Source organism: Frankia sp. Mgl5 (assembly GCF_023242985.1).
Classification (GTDB): domain Bacteria; phylum Actinomycetota; class Actinomycetes; order Frankiales; family Frankiaceae; genus Parafrankia; species Parafrankia soli.
The window spans coordinates 49,296-65,138 of record NZ_JALKFY010000675.1; the positions used below are offsets into that span (position 1 = coordinate 49,296).

At 70.9% G+C, this 15,843-nt stretch carries 22 protein-coding genes and 1 riboswitch; of the genes, 17 read left to right on the plus strand and 5 right to left on the minus strand.

Annotation, left to right across the window (positions count from 1 at the left end):
* Positions 1 to 506: 506 nt before the first annotated feature.
* Both MXD62_RS22930 and fbaA read right to left on the minus strand, forming a co-directional pair.
* The gene (locus tag MXD62_RS22930) at positions 507 to 1,190 is read right to left on the minus strand and encodes a transglycosylase family protein (RefSeq protein WP_112104739.1); all 684 of its coding nucleotides are present in this window, start codon (positions 1,188 to 1,190) and stop codon (positions 507 to 509) included.
* 6 nt (positions 1,191 to 1,196) lie between these two features.
* A riboswitch (cyclic di-AMP (ydaO/yuaA leader) is annotated at positions 1,197 to 1,444 on the minus strand.
* A 1,546-nt stretch (positions 1,445 to 2,990) separates the two neighbouring features.
* Entirely contained in the window at positions 2,991 to 4,025 is a 1,035-nt protein-coding gene (fbaA, locus tag MXD62_RS22935; RefSeq protein WP_248831531.1) for a class II fructose-bisphosphate aldolase, read from the minus strand.
* Between the two features lie 335 nt (positions 4,026 to 4,360).
* Between fbaA and MXD62_RS22940 the strand changes: the two genes are divergently transcribed.
* Together MXD62_RS22940 and MXD62_RS22945 are read left to right on the plus strand one after the other, a co-directional pair.
* The gene (locus MXD62_RS22940; RefSeq protein WP_248831532.1) at positions 4,361 to 5,782 is read left to right on the plus strand and encodes a recombinase family protein; all 1,422 of its coding nucleotides are present in this window, start codon (positions 4,361 to 4,363) and stop codon (positions 5,780 to 5,782) included.
* A gap of 63 nt (positions 5,783 to 5,845) precedes the next feature.
* Positions 5,846 to 6,340, plus strand: coding sequence for a hypothetical protein (locus MXD62_RS22945; RefSeq protein WP_248831533.1), 495 nt, complete (start codon positions 5,846 to 5,848; stop codon positions 6,338 to 6,340).
* 1 nt (position 6,341) lies between these two features.
* Here MXD62_RS22945 and MXD62_RS22950 read toward each other — a convergent pair whose 3' ends face one another.
* Positions 6,342 to 6,569, minus strand: a complete 228-nt coding sequence (locus MXD62_RS22950; protein WP_248831534.1) for an AlpA family transcriptional regulator — start codon at positions 6,567 to 6,569, stop codon at positions 6,342 to 6,344.
* A gap of 149 nt (positions 6,570 to 6,718) precedes the next feature.
* Here MXD62_RS22950 and MXD62_RS22955 point away from each other — a divergent pair, with 149 nt between their 5' ends.
* Both MXD62_RS22955 and MXD62_RS22960 read left to right on the plus strand, forming a co-directional pair.
* Positions 6,719 to 6,973, plus strand: coding sequence for a hypothetical protein (locus tag MXD62_RS22955; protein ID WP_248831535.1), 255 nt, complete (start codon positions 6,719 to 6,721; stop codon positions 6,971 to 6,973).
* Positions 6,970 to 7,191, plus strand: coding sequence for a hypothetical protein (locus tag MXD62_RS22960; protein WP_248831536.1), 222 nt, complete (start codon positions 6,970 to 6,972; stop codon positions 7,189 to 7,191). Before MXD62_RS22955 ends, MXD62_RS22960 begins: the two co-directional genes overlap by 4 nt.
* A 4-nt stretch (positions 7,192 to 7,195) precedes the next feature.
* Here MXD62_RS22960 and MXD62_RS22965 read toward each other — a convergent pair whose 3' ends face one another.
* Both MXD62_RS22965 and MXD62_RS22970 read right to left on the minus strand, forming a co-directional pair.
* Positions 7,196 to 7,408: a hypothetical protein gene (locus MXD62_RS22965; protein WP_248831537.1), complete on the minus strand. Its 213-nt coding sequence runs from the start codon at positions 7,406 to 7,408 to the stop codon at positions 7,196 to 7,198.
* Positions 7,409 to 7,896: 488 nt separating this feature from the next.
* Positions 7,897 to 8,430, minus strand: a complete 534-nt coding sequence (locus MXD62_RS22970) for a helix-turn-helix transcriptional regulator (protein ID WP_248831538.1) — start codon at positions 8,428 to 8,430, stop codon at positions 7,897 to 7,899.
* 102 nt (positions 8,431 to 8,532) lie between these two features.
* Between MXD62_RS22970 and MXD62_RS22975 the strand changes: the two genes are divergently transcribed.
* The 13 genes from MXD62_RS22975 to MXD62_RS23035 all read left to right on the plus strand — a co-directional run bounded on the left by MXD62_RS22975 (position 8,533) and on the right by MXD62_RS23035 (position 15,728).
* A complete protein-coding gene (locus MXD62_RS22975; protein WP_248831539.1) occupies positions 8,533 to 8,802 on the plus strand; it encodes a helix-turn-helix transcriptional regulator in 270 nt (89 codons plus the stop codon).
* A complete protein-coding gene (locus MXD62_RS22980; protein ID WP_248831540.1) occupies positions 8,799 to 9,014 on the plus strand; it encodes a hypothetical protein in 216 nt (71 codons plus the stop codon). The genes MXD62_RS22975 and MXD62_RS22980 overlap by 4 nt, the downstream gene beginning before the upstream one ends.
* Entirely contained in the window at positions 9,011 to 9,280 is a 270-nt protein-coding gene (locus MXD62_RS22985) for a hypothetical protein (RefSeq protein WP_248831541.1), read from the plus strand. Before MXD62_RS22980 ends, MXD62_RS22985 begins: the two co-directional genes overlap by 4 nt.
* Positions 9,280 to 9,693 carry a hypothetical protein gene (locus tag MXD62_RS22990; RefSeq protein ID WP_248831542.1) on the plus strand — a complete coding sequence of 138 codons (414 nt, stop codon included), beginning with the start codon at positions 9,280 to 9,282 and terminating at the stop codon, positions 9,691 to 9,693. The genes MXD62_RS22985 and MXD62_RS22990 overlap by 1 nt, the downstream gene beginning before the upstream one ends.
* The gene (locus MXD62_RS22995) at positions 9,690 to 10,565 is read left to right on the plus strand and encodes a PD-(D/E)XK nuclease-like domain-containing protein (protein ID WP_248831543.1); all 876 of its coding nucleotides are present in this window, start codon (positions 9,690 to 9,692) and stop codon (positions 10,563 to 10,565) included. Before MXD62_RS22990 ends, MXD62_RS22995 begins: the two co-directional genes overlap by 4 nt.
* Positions 10,562 to 11,653 carry a hypothetical protein gene (locus tag MXD62_RS23000; protein WP_248831544.1) on the plus strand — a complete coding sequence of 364 codons (1,092 nt, stop codon included), beginning with the start codon at positions 10,562 to 10,564 and terminating at the stop codon, positions 11,651 to 11,653. The genes MXD62_RS22995 and MXD62_RS23000 overlap by 4 nt, the downstream gene beginning before the upstream one ends.
* Positions 11,650 to 11,925 carry a hypothetical protein gene (locus MXD62_RS23005; protein WP_248831545.1) on the plus strand — a complete coding sequence of 92 codons (276 nt, stop codon included), beginning with the start codon at positions 11,650 to 11,652 and terminating at the stop codon, positions 11,923 to 11,925. Before MXD62_RS23000 ends, MXD62_RS23005 begins: the two co-directional genes overlap by 4 nt.
* Positions 11,925 to 12,629: a hypothetical protein gene (locus tag MXD62_RS23010; RefSeq protein WP_248831546.1), complete on the plus strand. Its 705-nt coding sequence runs from the start codon at positions 11,925 to 11,927 to the stop codon at positions 12,627 to 12,629. Before MXD62_RS23005 ends, MXD62_RS23010 begins: the two co-directional genes overlap by 1 nt.
* A complete protein-coding gene (locus MXD62_RS23015; protein ID WP_248831547.1) occupies positions 12,622 to 12,906 on the plus strand; it encodes a hypothetical protein in 285 nt (94 codons plus the stop codon). The genes MXD62_RS23010 and MXD62_RS23015 overlap by 8 nt, the downstream gene beginning before the upstream one ends.
* A complete protein-coding gene (locus MXD62_RS23020) occupies positions 12,899 to 13,705 on the plus strand; it encodes a hypothetical protein (RefSeq protein ID WP_248831548.1) in 807 nt (268 codons plus the stop codon). Before MXD62_RS23015 ends, MXD62_RS23020 begins: the two co-directional genes overlap by 8 nt.
* Positions 13,702 to 14,208: a WhiB family transcriptional regulator gene (locus MXD62_RS23025; protein ID WP_248831549.1), complete on the plus strand. Its 507-nt coding sequence runs from the start codon at positions 13,702 to 13,704 to the stop codon at positions 14,206 to 14,208. The genes MXD62_RS23020 and MXD62_RS23025 overlap by 4 nt, the downstream gene beginning before the upstream one ends.
* A gap of 121 nt (positions 14,209 to 14,329) precedes the next feature.
* Entirely contained in the window at positions 14,330 to 14,848 is a 519-nt protein-coding gene (locus MXD62_RS23030) for a 3'-5' exoribonuclease (RefSeq protein WP_248831550.1), read from the plus strand.
* Between the two features lie 316 nt (positions 14,849 to 15,164).
* Positions 15,165 to 15,728: a hypothetical protein gene (locus tag MXD62_RS23035; protein ID WP_248831551.1), complete on the plus strand. Its 564-nt coding sequence runs from the start codon at positions 15,165 to 15,167 to the stop codon at positions 15,726 to 15,728.
* Positions 15,729 to 15,843 lie beyond the last annotated feature (115 nt).

A 15,843-nucleotide genomic window follows, 5' to 3' on the forward strand; every position in this document is an offset into this window, starting at 1 on the left:
CCCGTGCCGCGCGGATCGTTGGGGCGATCCGCGCACCGCCCCCGCCCGCACGGCGGGGTCTGCCCCGTGCGGGCGGGTCGTACGGTCCTGGCGCCGGCGGGTCTTCGCTGCCGACGAACCGGGGCGACGCAGAGTGCCGAGCTCGTGCTGGTGGGGGAATCGCGGTTGCGACAGCACGTGGTCAGCCGCGGGCGGGATGTCCGGGGACACACCGGCTGGGCGGAGTTGGAACACGGATGATTCGCCGGCGTCCGGTTCGAGGGCCTGAGTCCTTGGAGGGATGGCTCACCGCGACGGGCGCGGGTGGGAGGCCTCATCCGGGGGAAGGACGCCTTGCGAAGGGGGCTCGACCGGTGCGTGGGGGCCACCGCGACCGGGCGGCGGCGTGGGGGCGGCCGTCAGGAGGGTGCGGTGGGTCGGTTCAGGCCAGCGGGGGAGCGGTCGCCGCGTGCGGCGGTGGCCGTCAGACGGTCCGGCTGGTGACCGAGTGCGCCGGTCGGCAGGCGTCAGCCGAAGGTGGCCGCCCAGGTCTGCGGACCCAGGACGCCGTCCACCACGAGGCCGCGTGCGGCCTGGAAGTCACGCGCCGCGGCCGCGGACCGTGGTCCGTAGCTGCCGTCGACCGTGAGGGGGTAGCCGAGGGAGGTCATCTTGGCCTGCCAGGAGCGGACTTCGTCGCTGACCTGGTTGACCATCGACGCGGTGTATGTCCGCGTCAGGTTTGGGACGCCCGCGGCTGCGGGCTGGGCGACCAGCGAGGTGCGCTCGGCCGCTCTGGACGCCTGGACCCCGGCGCCTGATGACGACGCGCCGGGCAGGAGCTGCTCGGAGCCCATTCCGCTCCCGCAGACCGGCCACTGGCCGAACCCGGAACGGAGTGCGAGTTGCAGTGCCGCTGCGTCCTGCACGGCGGGCGGAGCCGTGTGTGGCAGCCCCGAGTAGCCGAGGCTGCGCCAGGTGCCTGGCGAGAACTGGTAAGCGCCATAGTAGCCGTTACCGGTGTTCGTCGTGTAGTTACCGCCGGACTCGCATTGCCGCAGACCTTCCCAGGTCGTGGCGGCGTTGGCCGGCTGGCTCAGGGCGAGTGTTCCGCCGACCGCCGCGGCGATGACGGGGACGGAGACGAGAGTGCGGGCCCGGCTGCGGGTACTGCTGCGGCGTTGTCGGCCACTGGTACGTGCGTCGGACATGCGTGAGTTTTCCTTCCCCACGCCTGCGAGGTGAGCTGTCGGGTTCGGGCAGGGAAAAAGCCCGGCCGCCAAGTCAGGAACTCCGGAAATCCTGTGCCTTCGGCAACGGAGGACAAGATTCCTCCTCGTGTCGTCGGCGTTAGCGGCTTCACCCCAAGGTCCCCAGAATCGGCGACCGGGTATTGGTTCCCCCGCTCCTGCCATCGGGTTTCTGTTTCCAACGGATGGGGGCAGGGATTCGGCGTGCCACCCGTCGGGTGCCCGGCCTGTCTCCGGGCACGGCGAAGACCATAACCACGCCGTCAGGTCGAATGACAAGCACTGAATGCCTCAGGTGAAAAAGAGCACACCGCCCGGTGGCTGCTTGAGGTTTGATCGTGGTGCTGGTATCGCGCGCGCATGCGCGCTCATTAACTTGGCGACCGCGTCGTGGAGGGTGGTTCGTACCGACAGATCACACTGGTGAAAGATCGTTACCATTGGGCGTGCTGTCGGCAATCGAGCCGAATATGAGAGAAGGCTACCCGCGGCCGGCCAGGCCGTCATCAAGCGGCTAGAAAATTCATATCTTCGTGCTGATGTATGCCCGCATGCCGTGATGTGTGAGAAACGTAACTGTAACTATGAGTTAACTTGTTGGGGTACTTCTGTGACTGCTTGCGGGGTGGTGGCCCCCCTCGGGGTCGGGTCGGTACGTCCCGTTCGCCCCTCGGATCGATCTTGGTTGAGATGGGTCCGTGTGTGTCTCTCGCCCGTGATCGGGCGATCGCGTGGGCTGTCTGGTGCCTCTGTGCGTGCCCCGAAGTAGCCCCGTTCGGGCGGGAATCCGAGCTGTCCCGCGGCCCCGCGGGCGGGGTGGCGCGCGGTTCGGCCACGGGTGTGCGTCTCGGGACGGGCCGGGAGAGGTATCGCCGGGGCGCACGAACGGGTGCGCTCGGGACGCCACGGGGGGCGCTCGGGTCGCCGCGGCAGCAGCGTTCGGCGCGCGGCGGCATGTGTCGGCATGTGTCGGGTAGGACGCATCGGGGCCGCTGAGACACATAGGAGCCCACGCGAACACTGCGTCCGGTGCGAACTCCGATGGGTCGTGCGCGTGGTCTCAGCAGGCTTTACCCGATCCGCAACCCGTGAGGGGCCTGTGGTGGGCTGTGGGCTTCGGAGTGCCCTGGGTTGGTATGGGCGCCGATGTCGCGCCGACCACCCGCACGATCTTCATGAGGCCTCGCCGGGCGGGCGACGCCTCACATCCACTTCGATGGGTGCGCTTCCGCATGGATGTGAGCGGGTGCACACTCTGTTCCGAGTTGGCGCCGTGTGCTCCGCTGGGCACCGCGCGTCCACGATAGCTTTGTGTGCCTATTTGGGCACTATGCGTCCCAGGTTTCATTGGGTGTCCGGATGGCACTGAGCGTCCCGGGCGGCATCGGGCGGCATCGGGCCTCCCGGGCGGCACCGGGCGAGGCGCCCCGTCCCGGGTAACGGTGCGTGTCCCGACGGGTGCCTCATTGTTTCCGGGAATGTGGTCCCCCGGGCGCGCGGCGCTCAGGGGGTTCCGGTGCCGCCGTCCGCGGCCGCGGCCGGCGGCCGCCCGAAGAGCAATGAGGAGACACGGCGTCGGGACATAAGGAGAGCGGAGCCATGGAGCGGAGCCATGGGGAGAACAGTGCCGCGCGCGGCCGAGGGCCACAGCCCGGGACACATGGACTCCGCCGGGCATAGGAGTACTCCCGGGGACAGACGTCCCCGGGAGGGAGAGGAGCGGATCAGGTGACCGTCGGGCCGTGAACCGGACGGGGCCGGTCAGACCCCGATCGACCGGCCGGCGGAACGCAGGTCGTCACAGGCCTGGGCGACCCGGGCGGCCATGGCGGTTTCGGCGGCCTTGCCGTAGGTGCGCGGGTCGTAGGCCTTCTTGACCCCGACCTCACCGTCCACCTTGAGGACACCGTCGTAGTTGCGGAGCATGTGGTCGACGATCGGCCGGGTGAACGCGTACTGGGTGTCGGTGTCCACGTTCATCTTGATGACGCCGTAGTCGAGCGTTTCGCGGATCTCGGAGAGGTCCGAACCACTGCCGCCGTGGAAGACCAGGTTGAACGGCTTCGCGTCGGCGGCCAGGCCGAGCTTCTCGGCCACGTACTGCTGACCCTCGCGCAGGATCGAGGGTCGGAGCTTGACGTTCCCCGGCTTGTAGACGCCGTGCACGTTGCCGAACGTCGCGGCCAGCATGTAGCTGCCCTTTTCTCCGGTGCCGAGAACCTCGGCGGTGCGGAACATGTCGCCGGGGGTGGTGTAGAGCTTCTCGTCGATGGCGCCTACGACGCCGTCCTCCTCACCACCGACGACACCGATTTCGACTTCCAGCACGATGCGCGCCGCGCGACAGTCGGCGAGCAACTCGTCGGCAATCTTGAGGTTCTCCTCGAGCTCGACCGCCGAACCGTCCCACATGTGGGACTGGAAAAGCGGGTCGCGGCCCTGCGCCACACGCTCCTTCGAGATGGCGATCAGCGGGCGGATGTAGGTGTCCAGCTTGTCGGCGGGGCAGTGGTCCGTGTGCAGCGCGATGTTCACCGGGTATGCCTTGGCGACGTGGTGCGCGTATTCGGCGAGCGCTTCCGCGCCCAGCACCATGTTCTTGATGGTCGTTCCCGAGAGGAACTCGGCGCCGCCGGTCGACACCTGGACGATTCCGTCGCTGCCGGCTTCCGCGAAACCCCGGAGCGCGGCATTGAGGGTCTGCGACGAGGTCACGTTGATGGCGGGGTAGGCGTAGGCGTTCGACTTCGCCCGGCTGAGCATCTCGGCGTAGACGTCTGGGCTGGCGATGGGCATCGGTGGAACTCCTCGAAAGGTGTAGGGACGCCGCGGCCGGCTGGCGGCACACACCGCCCGCGGGCCTTGGCGCCGGCCGCGCCGCCGAACCCGCCACCGGATCCCTGGATCCCCATGAGTCCGGTCGCGCCCGACGCGTGCCGACGGCAGGTGTAGGCCGAAGGGTATGCCGTCGCGCGCCTCGGACGGGTGTGGTTCCACGCGACATCGCCGGAAGGCGGCTGGATGTCTCCTCCCCGCCCGCCGCGCCCGGCAGACTGGCCGAGTGGACATCGAGAGCCTCTCCGGGGCGAACCGTACCACGACATGTGATCGGGACGGTAGGGTTCTGGGTCATGGATGCGGACGGGTATACGCGGCTCAGCCTGAACCGGGATGGGCGTCGTGAGAACTGCTCGAGGCAGGCCCGGGACATCCGGGAGGCGGCGAAGGCTGCTGGTGACAGCGTGGTGCGGATGGGGAAGGACGACAGCCTGTCGGCGTGGAAGCGGAATGTGAAGCGGCCGGACTGGGAGGAGACGGTGCGGCGGGTTGAGGCGGGGGTCTGTCGGAAGATCTGGCTGTGGCGGATTGATCGGATGATGCGGCAGCCGTGGGATCTTGAGGAGTTGATCGCGAAGGGCGAGCGCCACGGGTTGATCATCGCGGCGACGAACGGCCCCCCGCGTGACCTAAGTAACTACGCGGACCGGCATTACTTGCGCGGCGAGGTGGCGGCGGCATGCCGCTACTCGGACGAGATCAGCGACAAGAGCTCGCGGGCGCACCGGGCGATCGCGGAGGCGGGGCATCCGCATGCGGGTGGGCCGAGACCGTTCGGCTATCAGAAGATCACCGGGCGGAAGATGCCCGACCCGGATGATCCTGAGGTGATGATCGCGGCCCCGGCGATCCTGGTTGTGGACCTGGCGGAGGCGGTGATTGTCCGGGATATCTTCCGCCGGTTCTTGGCCGGTGAGGGGATGGCGGCGATTGCGGCGATGTTGCACATGACGGGTGTGCCGACGACGACGGGTGCGAATTGGACGAAGCAGCACGTCAAGGACATCGTGTCGGGTGGCGTGTATGCCGGGTTGCGGATGCATCACGGGACGGTGGCGGCGACGGGGACGTGGGAGCCGATCGTGTCGCGGGCGCAGTGGGCGGAGGCGGGGCGGATGCTGGCCGAGTTGTCGCGGGCGGCGCCGAATGCGAAGCGGGAGTATCTGCTGTCGGCGCTGGTTGTCTGTTCGTGTGAGAAGCGGATGCGGATCATGTCGGGTGGGTTGAAGGGCCGGCCGACGTATCAGTGTGGGGCGCGGGAGCCGTATTGGGGGTGCGGGAAGGTCGCGATCTCGGCGCCGCGGGCGGATAAGCATGTCGGGGAGCGGCTTGAGCAGGTGTTGGACGATCCGGATGCGGTGCGGCCGGGTGAGGATCGGGAGATGCAGCTGCGGGCGGCGCAGGCGGCGAGGGACGCGGCGCTGGCGAAGCTGGCTGAGATCGCCGAGGACTACGGCGAGGATCGGATTACGAAGGAGGAGCGGGACAGGTCGCGGAAGGGTCCTGCGGCCCGCCTGGAGGCCGCGGAGAAGCTGCTGGGGGAGCGGCGCCCGGATGTGGACCTGGTGACGCAGGGGAAGCGCTGGGCGGACATGTTGCATCCGCAGAAGCGGGCGACGGCGCGGGCGTATATCGAGCGGGTGGTGGTGTTGCCGGCGACGATGCGGGGTGGTGGCCGGTGGGATCCGCGGCGGCTTGACATTCAGTGGCGGTGACCTGCCTGCCGTCGCCTGTGGTGTGACGGTTCGCTAGCGTGGCCCCCTCACAAGGGGGGCTTTATGAGGACACGGTGGGCATCGCTGGCACTTCTGGTCGCGGTCGGGGCTGCGGGGTGCGGAACCCAGGTCGGCGGGGAAGGCGAGCCGGCCGCGGCGGCGACTTCGCGCACGGCAGCTATCCGCCAGACGCCATCGACGACACCCAGCCCGACGCCCGTTCTGGACATCAAGGCGGGGGAGGCGTGCACGCTCACCGACTCCGTTGTCGCCGGCCGGGACGCTCCGGGCTGGAGCGGGGACAAGCAGGAACGGTTCCACCTCTGGGGCGCGATGTTCGGGGGCTGGCTTCGGGCGTTGACCGCTGCCATGGAGTCCGAGAACGAGGAGCTCTCGCAGATGGGCCTGAATCTGTCAGGCGGATCCGCGCTCGCAACCAGCAACGCGCCTCCGCTCAGTCCCGATAGCGCCGCGAACCCGGAGCATGTTGATCAGCTCGTGTCGTGGTGTCTGGCCCATGACTTCGCTCAGCCCCACTCGAGCGGCGAGGCCGCGTAGCTCAGGTCGGCGGGCTGGCTCGCCAGTCCGGCCGGTGCGCGTCGAGCCATGCCTCGACGTCACGCCGGCGCCAGAGGCGGACCCGTGGGTGATCGATCCACGGGTCAGGGAAGTTCCGATCCCGGCTGATCACATACGCCCGGGTCTTGCTCACCGCGAGGATCTCCCGGATGTCGGCGATGTCGAGCAGTTCGCCGGGCTCGGGCGGAGGACCGTCGGTGCTGCTCACAGGCACTGCATCCTTGGGGGGACCGCAGAGACTTGCCGGAGCATCTTTCGTTTCGGTCACAGACCCGCTACGGTGCCGGGTACGAGTGAGCCCCACCGGCCTGTCCGCCGATGGGGCTCTGTGGCCGACCCTGGCGAGAGGACCGACCGATGACCCCATCATCCCAGGCCGCGGACGACCAGGCCCCCTACGCGGGCATCCCGCACGCAGTTCGGCCCGACGAGCCCGGGTTCCGCATCCGCGAAAGCCACGTAGACGGGACTGTTGACGTGATGGCCGACCTTGGTGTGTCCGCCGGACGGTTCGTCGACAAGCTCTCCATCCACACCCGGATCGCTGCGGTCCTCACCGGCGCGTCGGTCGTCGACGGGGTGCTGCTGCTGACGTTCACCCGGCCGTCATGAGCGCGCACCTGTACTTGGATGCGGCCCGGCAGCGTGTCGCTGGCGCCATGGATCGCCGGCCGCTGCTGGTCGGTCTGCTGGTGCTCGACGGCCTGGGCGTGCCGGTCCAGCTGGTGAGCCCGTTCGGGTCGGAGACGGCGGCCCGGCGGTGGGCCGAGCAGCACGAGGTGACCGCGTATCGGGTGCTGCCTGCTCGGCTCGCTGCCGCGCGCCGCTGACCGGTCAGGTGTTGCCGCGCCATCCGGGGCGGTTGGTGTCGAGCCAGCGCTCGACGTCGGATCGGCGCCAGGCCCGGTAGCGGGGCCGGTCGATGACCGGGTCGGGGAAGCCTTTGAAGCGGGTGATGGTGTCCGCCCGAGAGCGGCCGACGCCGAGCATCTGCATCAGGTCGGCCGTGTCGACGATGTCGAAATCGTCGCGCTGATCAGGGGACACACCCCGGACGCTAAGTCAGTTAACAGTTGCGGGGCGTGTTAACTGGGCGAGTGTCCGCCGTCTGTCCGGATTGCTCCCTTATGAGTCTTACGTGACGCTATTTATGCGCTCCGTAGTCGTCGGGTGCGCAGCGTAATGGAGAAGTCTCTCCGGATGGTCAGATTGCCGACAACAGGTGGACCTTTCTACCGGAACCCCATCCTGATTGCTCCCCGATGGTGTTCCGTATCCGGGCGGCAACACACCGGAACGAACGCAGGTAAAGGGGGGTTAAGTGGCTACGCAAAAAGGCGGGGACGGGGACGCTGCGGGTGACACCGACTGGCGGAGGCAGCGTGCCGATCCGGCACTCGGCGGCCTCGACGAGAAGGTTCGGGCAGCTCAGCGCGCTGCCCAGGACCGGGCACGGTCGCCGTGGCGCCGGGGTTACGCCGCCGGTTACGCCGACTGTGGTACCGCCGCCGCCAAGATGCTGACGGACCGGGAGATCACTCCCAATCCTCCAGCGGAGGACCATCCGGGTCGCGCATAGCCGGGTGCCAGGTGTCCGGGTCGAAGTCCGGCCGCGCGAAGAGGGGGACGGCCGGCTGTTCAGTGGCCGGCGCGGATGGAGGGGTTGGCGCTCCTCCTACCCGGACCGGCCGTTGGGATCTGAGTGTCGCGATCATGGACAGCAGCAGCTCCCGCTGATCGGCGGTCAGAGTCTCGTCCGCCCGGATCGCGTCCTCTGGGGCGACCGACGGCCGTGGGGTCGCCTCGGTGCCTTCCGGTAGCCAGAGACCAAGCCCACGACGTACGTCGATGATGTTCATGTTCAGCGCGCGGGCGATGCCTTCGGCCCGTTCGTCGTCGATGCCGTCCTTGCCTCGCTCGTAGTTGCTGATCTGGGTGGGCGTGATGCCCACCAGCGACGCGAGGTGCCGGCCGGTCCATCCGCGCTGCTCGCGCTGCTCTCTGAGCCAGTGGCCACCCTCGCGGAGCCTTCGGGCTCGTGGCGACTCGGCGATGCCCGTCGATGCCATGGCGTTCAGTGTCGCATAACGGCGACGCCTGTTGAGCGACAGTTGTTGCCTAAGCCATAGGCGATCGTTGACAGGCGTTAGGCGCAAGTACATGCTTAGGCAATGCCTAACGACGTGTATGCCCTCCGCGCTAGCTGGGGCACCCAGCTCCGCGCACGTCGCCTGGAGCGCGGGCTCTCACTCCGCGAAGCCGCCCGACAGGCCGACATCTCGGCTCCCTACCTATTCGCGCTGGAGCGCGGGGAGCACAGCCCCGGCGACGACATCCGGCTACGGCTCGCCACCACGCTCGGCACCACGGTGGGCGAGCTGTTCCGATACCCGGCCCCGGAGCCCATCGCCACCCCGGCGCAGGACCGGAGCGTGGCATGACCAAAGCCGAACTCGCCGCCCTCGAAATCGAGTGCCTCAAGCGGGACGTCGCCGCGTTCTACGCCAGCGGCGGCTGGACTAAGGAGCGCCGGGAGCGGTTCGCGCCCATCTGGGCCGAGACCTGCCGACTCAAGGCCCTCCGCGAGCAGGAGCCGGCCGCGCAGGTGGCCGTGCCGGTCGAGCCGCTGACCGAGCAGGCCGACGCCGCATGACCCCCACAAAGAGCGACGCCCGGCTGCGCGAACAGCCGGGCGTCTTCGACCCCTACCCACCAGAGAGAGGCCACCTCGCGATGACCACAGTAACCCACCCGACCCAGCCGGACCCGGAGGCGGAGCCGGCCACCATGCCGCTCCCGCGTCGCACCCCCGGCCGCACCTACCCCGGCCGGCCGCCGATCGAGCGGACCGCCCCGGACCTGCCGCCGTCCACCACCGCGCTGATCGCGCTGCTCTCCGGCGCGACGGGGGTGTGCTGATGAGCGTCCTCGACACCACCACCACGCCGACCGTCGTCCCGGCGGAGGCGGCCGAGCTGCTGACCTCCGGCCGGATCCGGGTCTACCTGTCGGCCACGGCCGGCCAGTCCCCGCAGGTCGCCGCGACGATCCTGCCCGAGCGCGACGGTGTCCGCCGCCGCGCGTGGGGCGTCAGCCTGAAGTACGGCGTGTGGGACTGCGACGCGCACCACTCGTCCACCTGCGCCTGCTGCCTCGCCGTCCAGGCCAACACCACCGGCCCCGCCCCCGCCGTCTGCTGCGCCCACGACCCCGCCGACCACGACGCGCTCGGCTGCACCGCCCGCGTCGGCTTCCCGGGCATGCCCACCACCAGCTGCGACTGCCTCACCCCCGCACCCGTCCGCACCGCCCAGCGGACGGCCGGACTGTGACCGCCCCCACCGCGCCGATGACCGTGGTGACCGAACCCGGGGTCTACGACCTGCCCGAGGAGCTGTACCACGCGGACCCGGTCCCGGCCGGATCGCTGTCCAGCTCGGGTGCGCGTCGACTGCTGCCGCCGTCGTGCCCGGCGCTGTTCCGCCACGAGCAGCAGCACGGCCGGCCGGACACGAAGGCGTTCGACTTCGGGAAGGCCGCGCACCGGCAGGTGCTCGGCACCGGCTCCGAAGTCGTCGTCTTCGACTACCCGGACTGGAAGACGAAGAAGGCCCGCGACGACCGGGACGTCTGCCGCTCCGAGGGCCTGGTGCCGCTCCTCGACCACGAGATGACCGTGGTCGAGGAGATGGCCACCGCGCTCCGCGCCCACCCGGCCGCCGCTGCGCTGTTCGGTGACGGCGGTCAGCCCGAGCAGTCCCTGTTCTGGGTCGACCGGCCGTCGGGGATCTGGCGGCGGGCACGGCTCGACTGGTACCCGGTCCGCCGCGGCGCCCGGCTGATCGTCCCGGACTACAAGACGTCGGTGTCCGCCGACCTGGACGCGATCCAGCGGTCGGCGTGGTCGTTCGGCTGGGCGCAGCAGGCCGCCTGGTACCTGGACGGCATCGAGGCACTCGGCCTCGCCGGGGACGCGAAGCCGGCGTTCCTGTTCGTGGTCCAGGAGAAGGCGGCGCCGTACCTGGTGTCCGTGATCGAACTGGACCAGGTCGCGCTCGACATCGGCCGCCGGCTGAACCGGCAGGCGATCAACGTCTACCGGGAGTGCTCCCGGTCCGGGCACTGGCCGGCGTACAGCGACGACATCGAACTGATCTCCCTGCCCGGCTGGGTGGAGAACAAGTACTCGGAGGACTACCGGTGACCGCCGTCGACTACCGCCACAGCCAGGCCGCCAACCCGGTGCCGCAGACCGCCCGGGTCAGCCAGAGCACCGCCGTGGAGATGTCCCGCGCGGCGGCCGAGGTGCTGGCCGCTATCCAGGTGGCGCAGGCGATCCCGCGGGACGTCTACGCGGCTCGAGAGGCGATGCGGGAGGCGTGCGGGCAGCTCGGCCTGGCCCAGCGGGCGTTCTTCTCCTTCCCCCGCGGCAAGGGCAACGTCGTCACGGGCCCGACGATCCACCTGGCGCAGGAACTGGCCCGGATCTGGGGCCACGTCCAGTACGGCATGAAGCAGCTCCGTGTCGACGAGGGCGCCGGGGAAACCGAGCTGGAGGCGTTCGCCTGGGACGTCCAGACGAACACCCGCAACAGCACGGTCGTGGTGATCCCGCACCGGATCGACACCAAGGACGGCCCGAAGGTCCTCACCGAGGCCAGGGACATCTACGACAACAACGCGAACATGGGCGCCCGGCGGATGCGATCGGCGATCTACAGGATCTTGCCGAAGTGGTTCACGGACGAGGCCGAGGGGCTGTGCCGGGAGACGCTGCAGCGCGGCGAGTCCGGGGTTCGGTTCGACCAGCGGATCGAGAACGCGGTGAACGAGTTCGGCCGCGGTGGGATCGCGCTGCGCCGGCTGGAAGAGAAGGTCGGCCGGAAGCGGGGCGAGTGGACCCCCGACGAGGTGGCCGATCTGGAGATCCTGCTCGGCAGCCTGCGCCGCCGGGAGATCACTCGGGATGAGGCGTTCCCGCCGGAGCGGGTGACGACGGAGGAGGTCACCGGCCAGCCGGCGCCCGTCCAGCGGCAGGCGCCCGCCGGGCCGGCACCGGTGCGGCCGGAGCAGCTCGCCGCGTTGCGGGACATGTACGCCCGGCAGTCCGCGGAGGACGACGAGGCGCTGTCGGTCGCGGTCCGGATCGTGGGCCGGGACCTGGCCGCGCTGGAGGACCTGACGGCGGACGAGGCCGGCACGGTGATCGGCCGGCTGCAGGGGATCCGCGGGAGCTGGACCGAGTTCGTGGCGGCCCTGTTCGCGCTGCCCACCGAGGCGGGTGTGGCGTGACGTCGCATCGCGGCCGGGGCCACATCCCGGTACGCCGGGCGGCGGTCAGCATCGCCGCGGCGATCGCAGTCGGCGCCGGGTCGTACACCTACCTGCACGACCCGGCGCCGGTGCGGGTGATCCCGGTCGGCTCGGTCGTCCCCCTGCCGTCGCCGTCCGTGTCACCCGCGCCGTCGGTGGATCCGGTCCAGGTGTGCATCTACCTACTCGGTGGCGGCATGAACTGCCAGGACGCCCGCCGGGTGGTCGACGGCTCGGCGGTGACCCGCTGATGGGCGCCGACCGCGCCGGACTCCGCGCGCTGCTGGACGCCGCCACTAAGGGGCCGTGGAGCTGGCGAGGGAACACCGACAGCGGCGATGTCCGCCTGCAGGGCGCCCGCGCCGACGTGCTCGGCATCGTCCGCCGCGAACGCACCACGGACGACCCGGCAGCCAAGTCGCTCGACGAGTACCTGCAGGAGTGCGAGCGCAGCGACGGCAAGGGCGGCTGGCGTCCGTGGACTGCTGCCGAGCGTCGGCAGCGGGTCCGTCGGAGCTACCTCGTGGACGGGATCGGGGAGCCGCGGACGGACAACGTCCTCGCGTTCGTCGACCCCGAGAAGCTCCTCTATGAGGGCGCCTGTGACCTCGCCGTGTATGAGGTGGCGCGGAATCAGGGCCTGCCGGACGACACGCCGCGCAGCCATCCGCAGGTGTACCGGGGCGATGTGGTGGACGTCCGGAGCGCGAACGCCCGGCTGATCCGTGACGGGATCAACGCCCTGCCCGGCCTGCTCGACGACCTCGACGCGGCCGAGCGGGAGCGGGACCAGGCGCTCGCCGCACTCGCCTGGATCGAGCTGGACATGCCGCCGACTCAAGCCGACATCGACCTGGTGGCCGCCCGCGGCGCCGCTGTCGCAGGCCAGCTCACAGACGCGCAGATCCACGCCGCCGCCGCGCGGCACCACATCGGGGGAACCAACCATGGCTGAGCTGGACCTCGCCGCGCTCCGTGCGCGGTACGAGAAGGACACCACCCGCATCAACGGGCAGGCCGCCCGCCGGGACATCGGCGCGCTCCTGTCCCGCATCGGGCTCCTCGAGGAGACGGTCCTCGCCGCCGCCACGCTGCTCTACCCGGGCGAGGACTGGGGGCCCCGTCCGCCGGGCCCGCGCGAGTCGTACGACGCCTACCTGTCGGAGGGCGTGCACGACGAGGCCGTCAGCGTCCGGGCTGCGTGGAAGACGCGGGGGTTTCGTCGTGTCTGAGAGCTACCTCATGCTGGACCTCGACGACATGTTGCGCCGCGCCGAAGCCGGCGACATCGACGGGACCGACGTCAGCGCGCTGGTCGCTGACGTCCGCCGGAAGCACCGGCTTCTGGTCGAGGCGGAGACGGCGCGTCACACCGCCGAGAAGCAGGTCTTCGACGTCAGCGGCGAGCTGTCCACCGCCCGCCGAGTGATCGACGCGGCGCAGAGCATGCTCGGCGCCGCACTGACGCCCGGCCACCCGGAAGGCGGGCCGCTCCTCGGCGAGGGCATCCGCCAGCTCGTCGCCGATCGGGACGCGGCGTGTCTCGGCTGGACCGCGCGGACCGCGGATCTGGAGAAGGAGCGGCGCCGACTCGCGGAGGCCCGTGATGTGGCGTGGCGCGCGGTCGCCGCGCAGAACGCGGCCGAGCAGCAGCGGGACACGGCGAACGCTGCGCTGGTCGAGGCGGAGCGGCAGCGGGACGAGATGCGGGGCGAGCGGGACCGTGCCCGCACCATCGCCACCGCGCTGTACGCGCAGAACGCCGTGTTCTACAACACGGCGGACCCGCTGACCCGGCGGCGGGCGGACGCGGAGGCCGAGGCTGCCCGTGAGGGTGTGGCGGACCCGTGGGCACAGCTCGCCCAGCTCCGGGCCGCGCTCGAGGCGTTCGTGGCCGGCCACCCGAACACCCTCGCCGCGAACACGATCAGCGCGATCCTCGCCCGCACCGACCCGGAGCACGAGCACTTCGGCGACAACGGCGTCTGCTTCGAGTGCGGCGCCGCGACCGACCCCGCGGCCGGCCAGTGACCGCGCCGACGCTCGTCCGCCAGACGCCCCGCGCGCTCTGCTGCGACGGCCGGGACACCGACGACTGGCACCCGATCGGCGACAAGCGCAGCGAGCCCGTCCGGGCCGCGTACGCCCGTGCCCGCGCGGTGTGCCGGGTCTGCCCGCTGCGACTCCCGTGCCTGCGGACCGCAGCCCAGGAGCCGCACCACGGGTGCATGCGCGCCGGATTGACCCCGGAGCAGCTCGCGGACGAGGCGACCGTGCAGGCGCACCTGAACTGGCTGTCCGGGAAGCCGGTCCGCCTGCCGGAGCGTCCGCAGCCGACGCCGCTGGAGGCCGCGGTGGAGGCCGCGGCCGAGGTGCAGGTGTGCGCGCTGGAGGCGTGCGGACAGGTTCTGCCGCCGGGTGTGCGGGTCTTGTACTGCTCGCCGGCGCACTCCCGGGAGGTCGCTCGTGCGCGGCAGCGGGCCTATGACCGGGCCCGTCGTGCGCGGGCCCGCGCGGAGGCCGCGGCCCGATGAGACCCCCGGCGCTGGCAGCCCTACCCCCCCGGGGAGACCAGCGCCGGGCCCGAACCGGGCGGGGCATCCACCCCCGGCGCCCCGCCCACCAGACCACCCACCAGCAGCGAGAGGCCACGAGATGCGGATCTTCTACGACACCGAGTTCCTGGAGCGGGGGCCGAAGCACCCGATCGACCTGATCAGCATCGGCATGGTCCGCGAGGACGGCGCCGAGTACTACGCGATCAGCAGCGAGTTCGACGCCACCGCCGTCCGCGCCCACCCGTGGCTGCGGGAGAACGTCTGGCCCTATCTGCCACAGCTCAACAACGGCGCCCTCGACGTCAGGCACATCGACGTCAAACCCCGCCATGTGATCGCCGCCGAAGTTGCGTCTTTCGTGCGGGAGAAGCCCAGGCCGGAGCTGTGGGCCTACTACGGCGCGTACGACCACGTGGCCCTGTGCCAGCTGTTCGGCCGGATGGCCGACCTGCCCGACGGCTTCCCGATGTGGACGAACGACCTGATGCAGGAGATCACCCGGCTCGGGATCGCGCGCGACGAGCTGCCCGAGCAGGGCCAGAACCTGCACAAGGCGATCGACGACGCCCGATGGAACCGGGACGCGGCCCGGGTGGTCCGGGAGCTGGCCCTGTGATCCGTCGCTGGCTTGCCCGCCGCCGGTTCCAGCGTGAGTGCCCGCACCCGCCCGAGCGCCGCAGCGGCCATCCGATCGAGCACGGGCGGAAGTCCTGGTTCTGCTCTCGCTGCGAGAAGTGCTGGATCACCTGACCGGGTGGGGGCTGGTGGATGGCCGTCTGCTGCGGGAGACCGCAGCACCCGCGTACGGCGGCATAGCCGGTCGACATCAGCCCCCACCCACCACACCCGCCCCGGGGCGCGGGGGCCCGCCCCCCCGGCCCGGGGGCCCCCCCCCCGCGCCCGGGGGCGCACCCCGTAGAGAGGAGACGCCGGTGCAGCAGCTCGACCTGCTCGCCGCGCTCGACCCGGCACCGCCCGCGGCCACGCCGTGGACATTCGCGGAGCCGTCGCCGTACGGGCCCAACGCCCACGACCCGCGCGCCGCCCTACTGGACCACCTGCCTGTCGCTGTCGCGCTGCACGGCGGTGACCTCGCCGGCTGGGACGGCCAGGAGCCACCCCGTAGGCCCAGCGGGCCGGAGCTGCTGCCGCGTCGTATCCGCGCCGGTATGCCCGCCGGGTGGGCGGCGACGGTCGGCATGGCCGACGCGATGCTCTACACGTCCAAGGTGGCCGGCCGCGCTGGACTGGCGTACAACACGTGGTCCCGGGCGCTCGGCAACCTGGCCTGCCAGCCCGGCGGCGTCGCCCTGTTCGGCCAGCACTGGTGCGCCGCCGAGCATGCCGGCTGCCCGAACGGCGGGCCGAACCTGGGCCCGTCCTGGGCGGAGCTGGCTGCCCGGTGCCGCTGGGCGATCGGCCGGCCGGAGTGGCAGGAGCCGCTCGACGAGCTCGCCACGCTCCTGGCCGATGACGCGCTGGGAGCCGCGGCGTGACCGCCGGGCCCTGGCCGACGGTGGCCCGCTGCGAGTGCGGCCGGCTCGACATCGAGCACGACTTCCGCGACGCCACGAAGACGCTGCCCGAGCGCCGCGTCGGCACCGACGACGG

Excerpts from the sequence above, each read along its gene's own strand:
- MXD62_RS22930 (WP_112104739.1), bottom strand. The coding sequence starts at position 1,190 with ATGTCCGACGCACGTACCAGTGGCCGACAACGCCGCAGCAGTACCCGC.
- fbaA (WP_248831531.1), bottom strand. The coding sequence starts at position 4,025 with ATGCCCATCGCCAGCCCAGACGTCTACGCCGAGATGCTCAGCCGGGCG.
- MXD62_RS22940 (WP_248831532.1), top strand. The coding sequence starts at position 4,361 with ATGGATGCGGACGGGTATACGCGGCTCAGCCTGAACCGGGATGGGCGT.
- MXD62_RS22945 (WP_248831533.1), top strand. The coding sequence starts at position 5,846 with ATGAGGACACGGTGGGCATCGCTGGCACTTCTGGTCGCGGTCGGGGCT.
- MXD62_RS22955 (WP_248831535.1), top strand. The coding sequence starts at position 6,719 with ATGACCCCATCATCCCAGGCCGCGGACGACCAGGCCCCCTACGCGGGC.
- MXD62_RS22960 (WP_248831536.1), top strand. The coding sequence starts at position 6,970 with ATGAGCGCGCACCTGTACTTGGATGCGGCCCGGCAGCGTGTCGCTGGC.
- MXD62_RS22970 (WP_248831538.1), bottom strand. The coding sequence starts at position 8,430 with ATGGCATCGACGGGCATCGCCGAGTCGCCACGAGCCCGAAGGCTCCGC.
- MXD62_RS22975 (WP_248831539.1), top strand. The coding sequence starts at position 8,533 with ATGCCTAACGACGTGTATGCCCTCCGCGCTAGCTGGGGCACCCAGCTC.
- MXD62_RS22980 (WP_248831540.1), top strand. The coding sequence starts at position 8,799 with ATGACCAAAGCCGAACTCGCCGCCCTCGAAATCGAGTGCCTCAAGCGG.
- MXD62_RS22985 (WP_248831541.1), top strand. The coding sequence starts at position 9,011 with ATGACCCCCACAAAGAGCGACGCCCGGCTGCGCGAACAGCCGGGCGTC.
- MXD62_RS22990 (WP_248831542.1), top strand. The coding sequence starts at position 9,280 with ATGAGCGTCCTCGACACCACCACCACGCCGACCGTCGTCCCGGCGGAG.
- MXD62_RS23010 (WP_248831546.1), top strand. The coding sequence starts at position 11,925 with ATGGGCGCCGACCGCGCCGGACTCCGCGCGCTGCTGGACGCCGCCACT.
- MXD62_RS23015 (WP_248831547.1), top strand. The coding sequence starts at position 12,622 with ATGGCTGAGCTGGACCTCGCCGCGCTCCGTGCGCGGTACGAGAAGGAC.
- MXD62_RS23030 (WP_248831550.1), top strand. The coding sequence starts at position 14,330 with ATGCGGATCTTCTACGACACCGAGTTCCTGGAGCGGGGGCCGAAGCAC.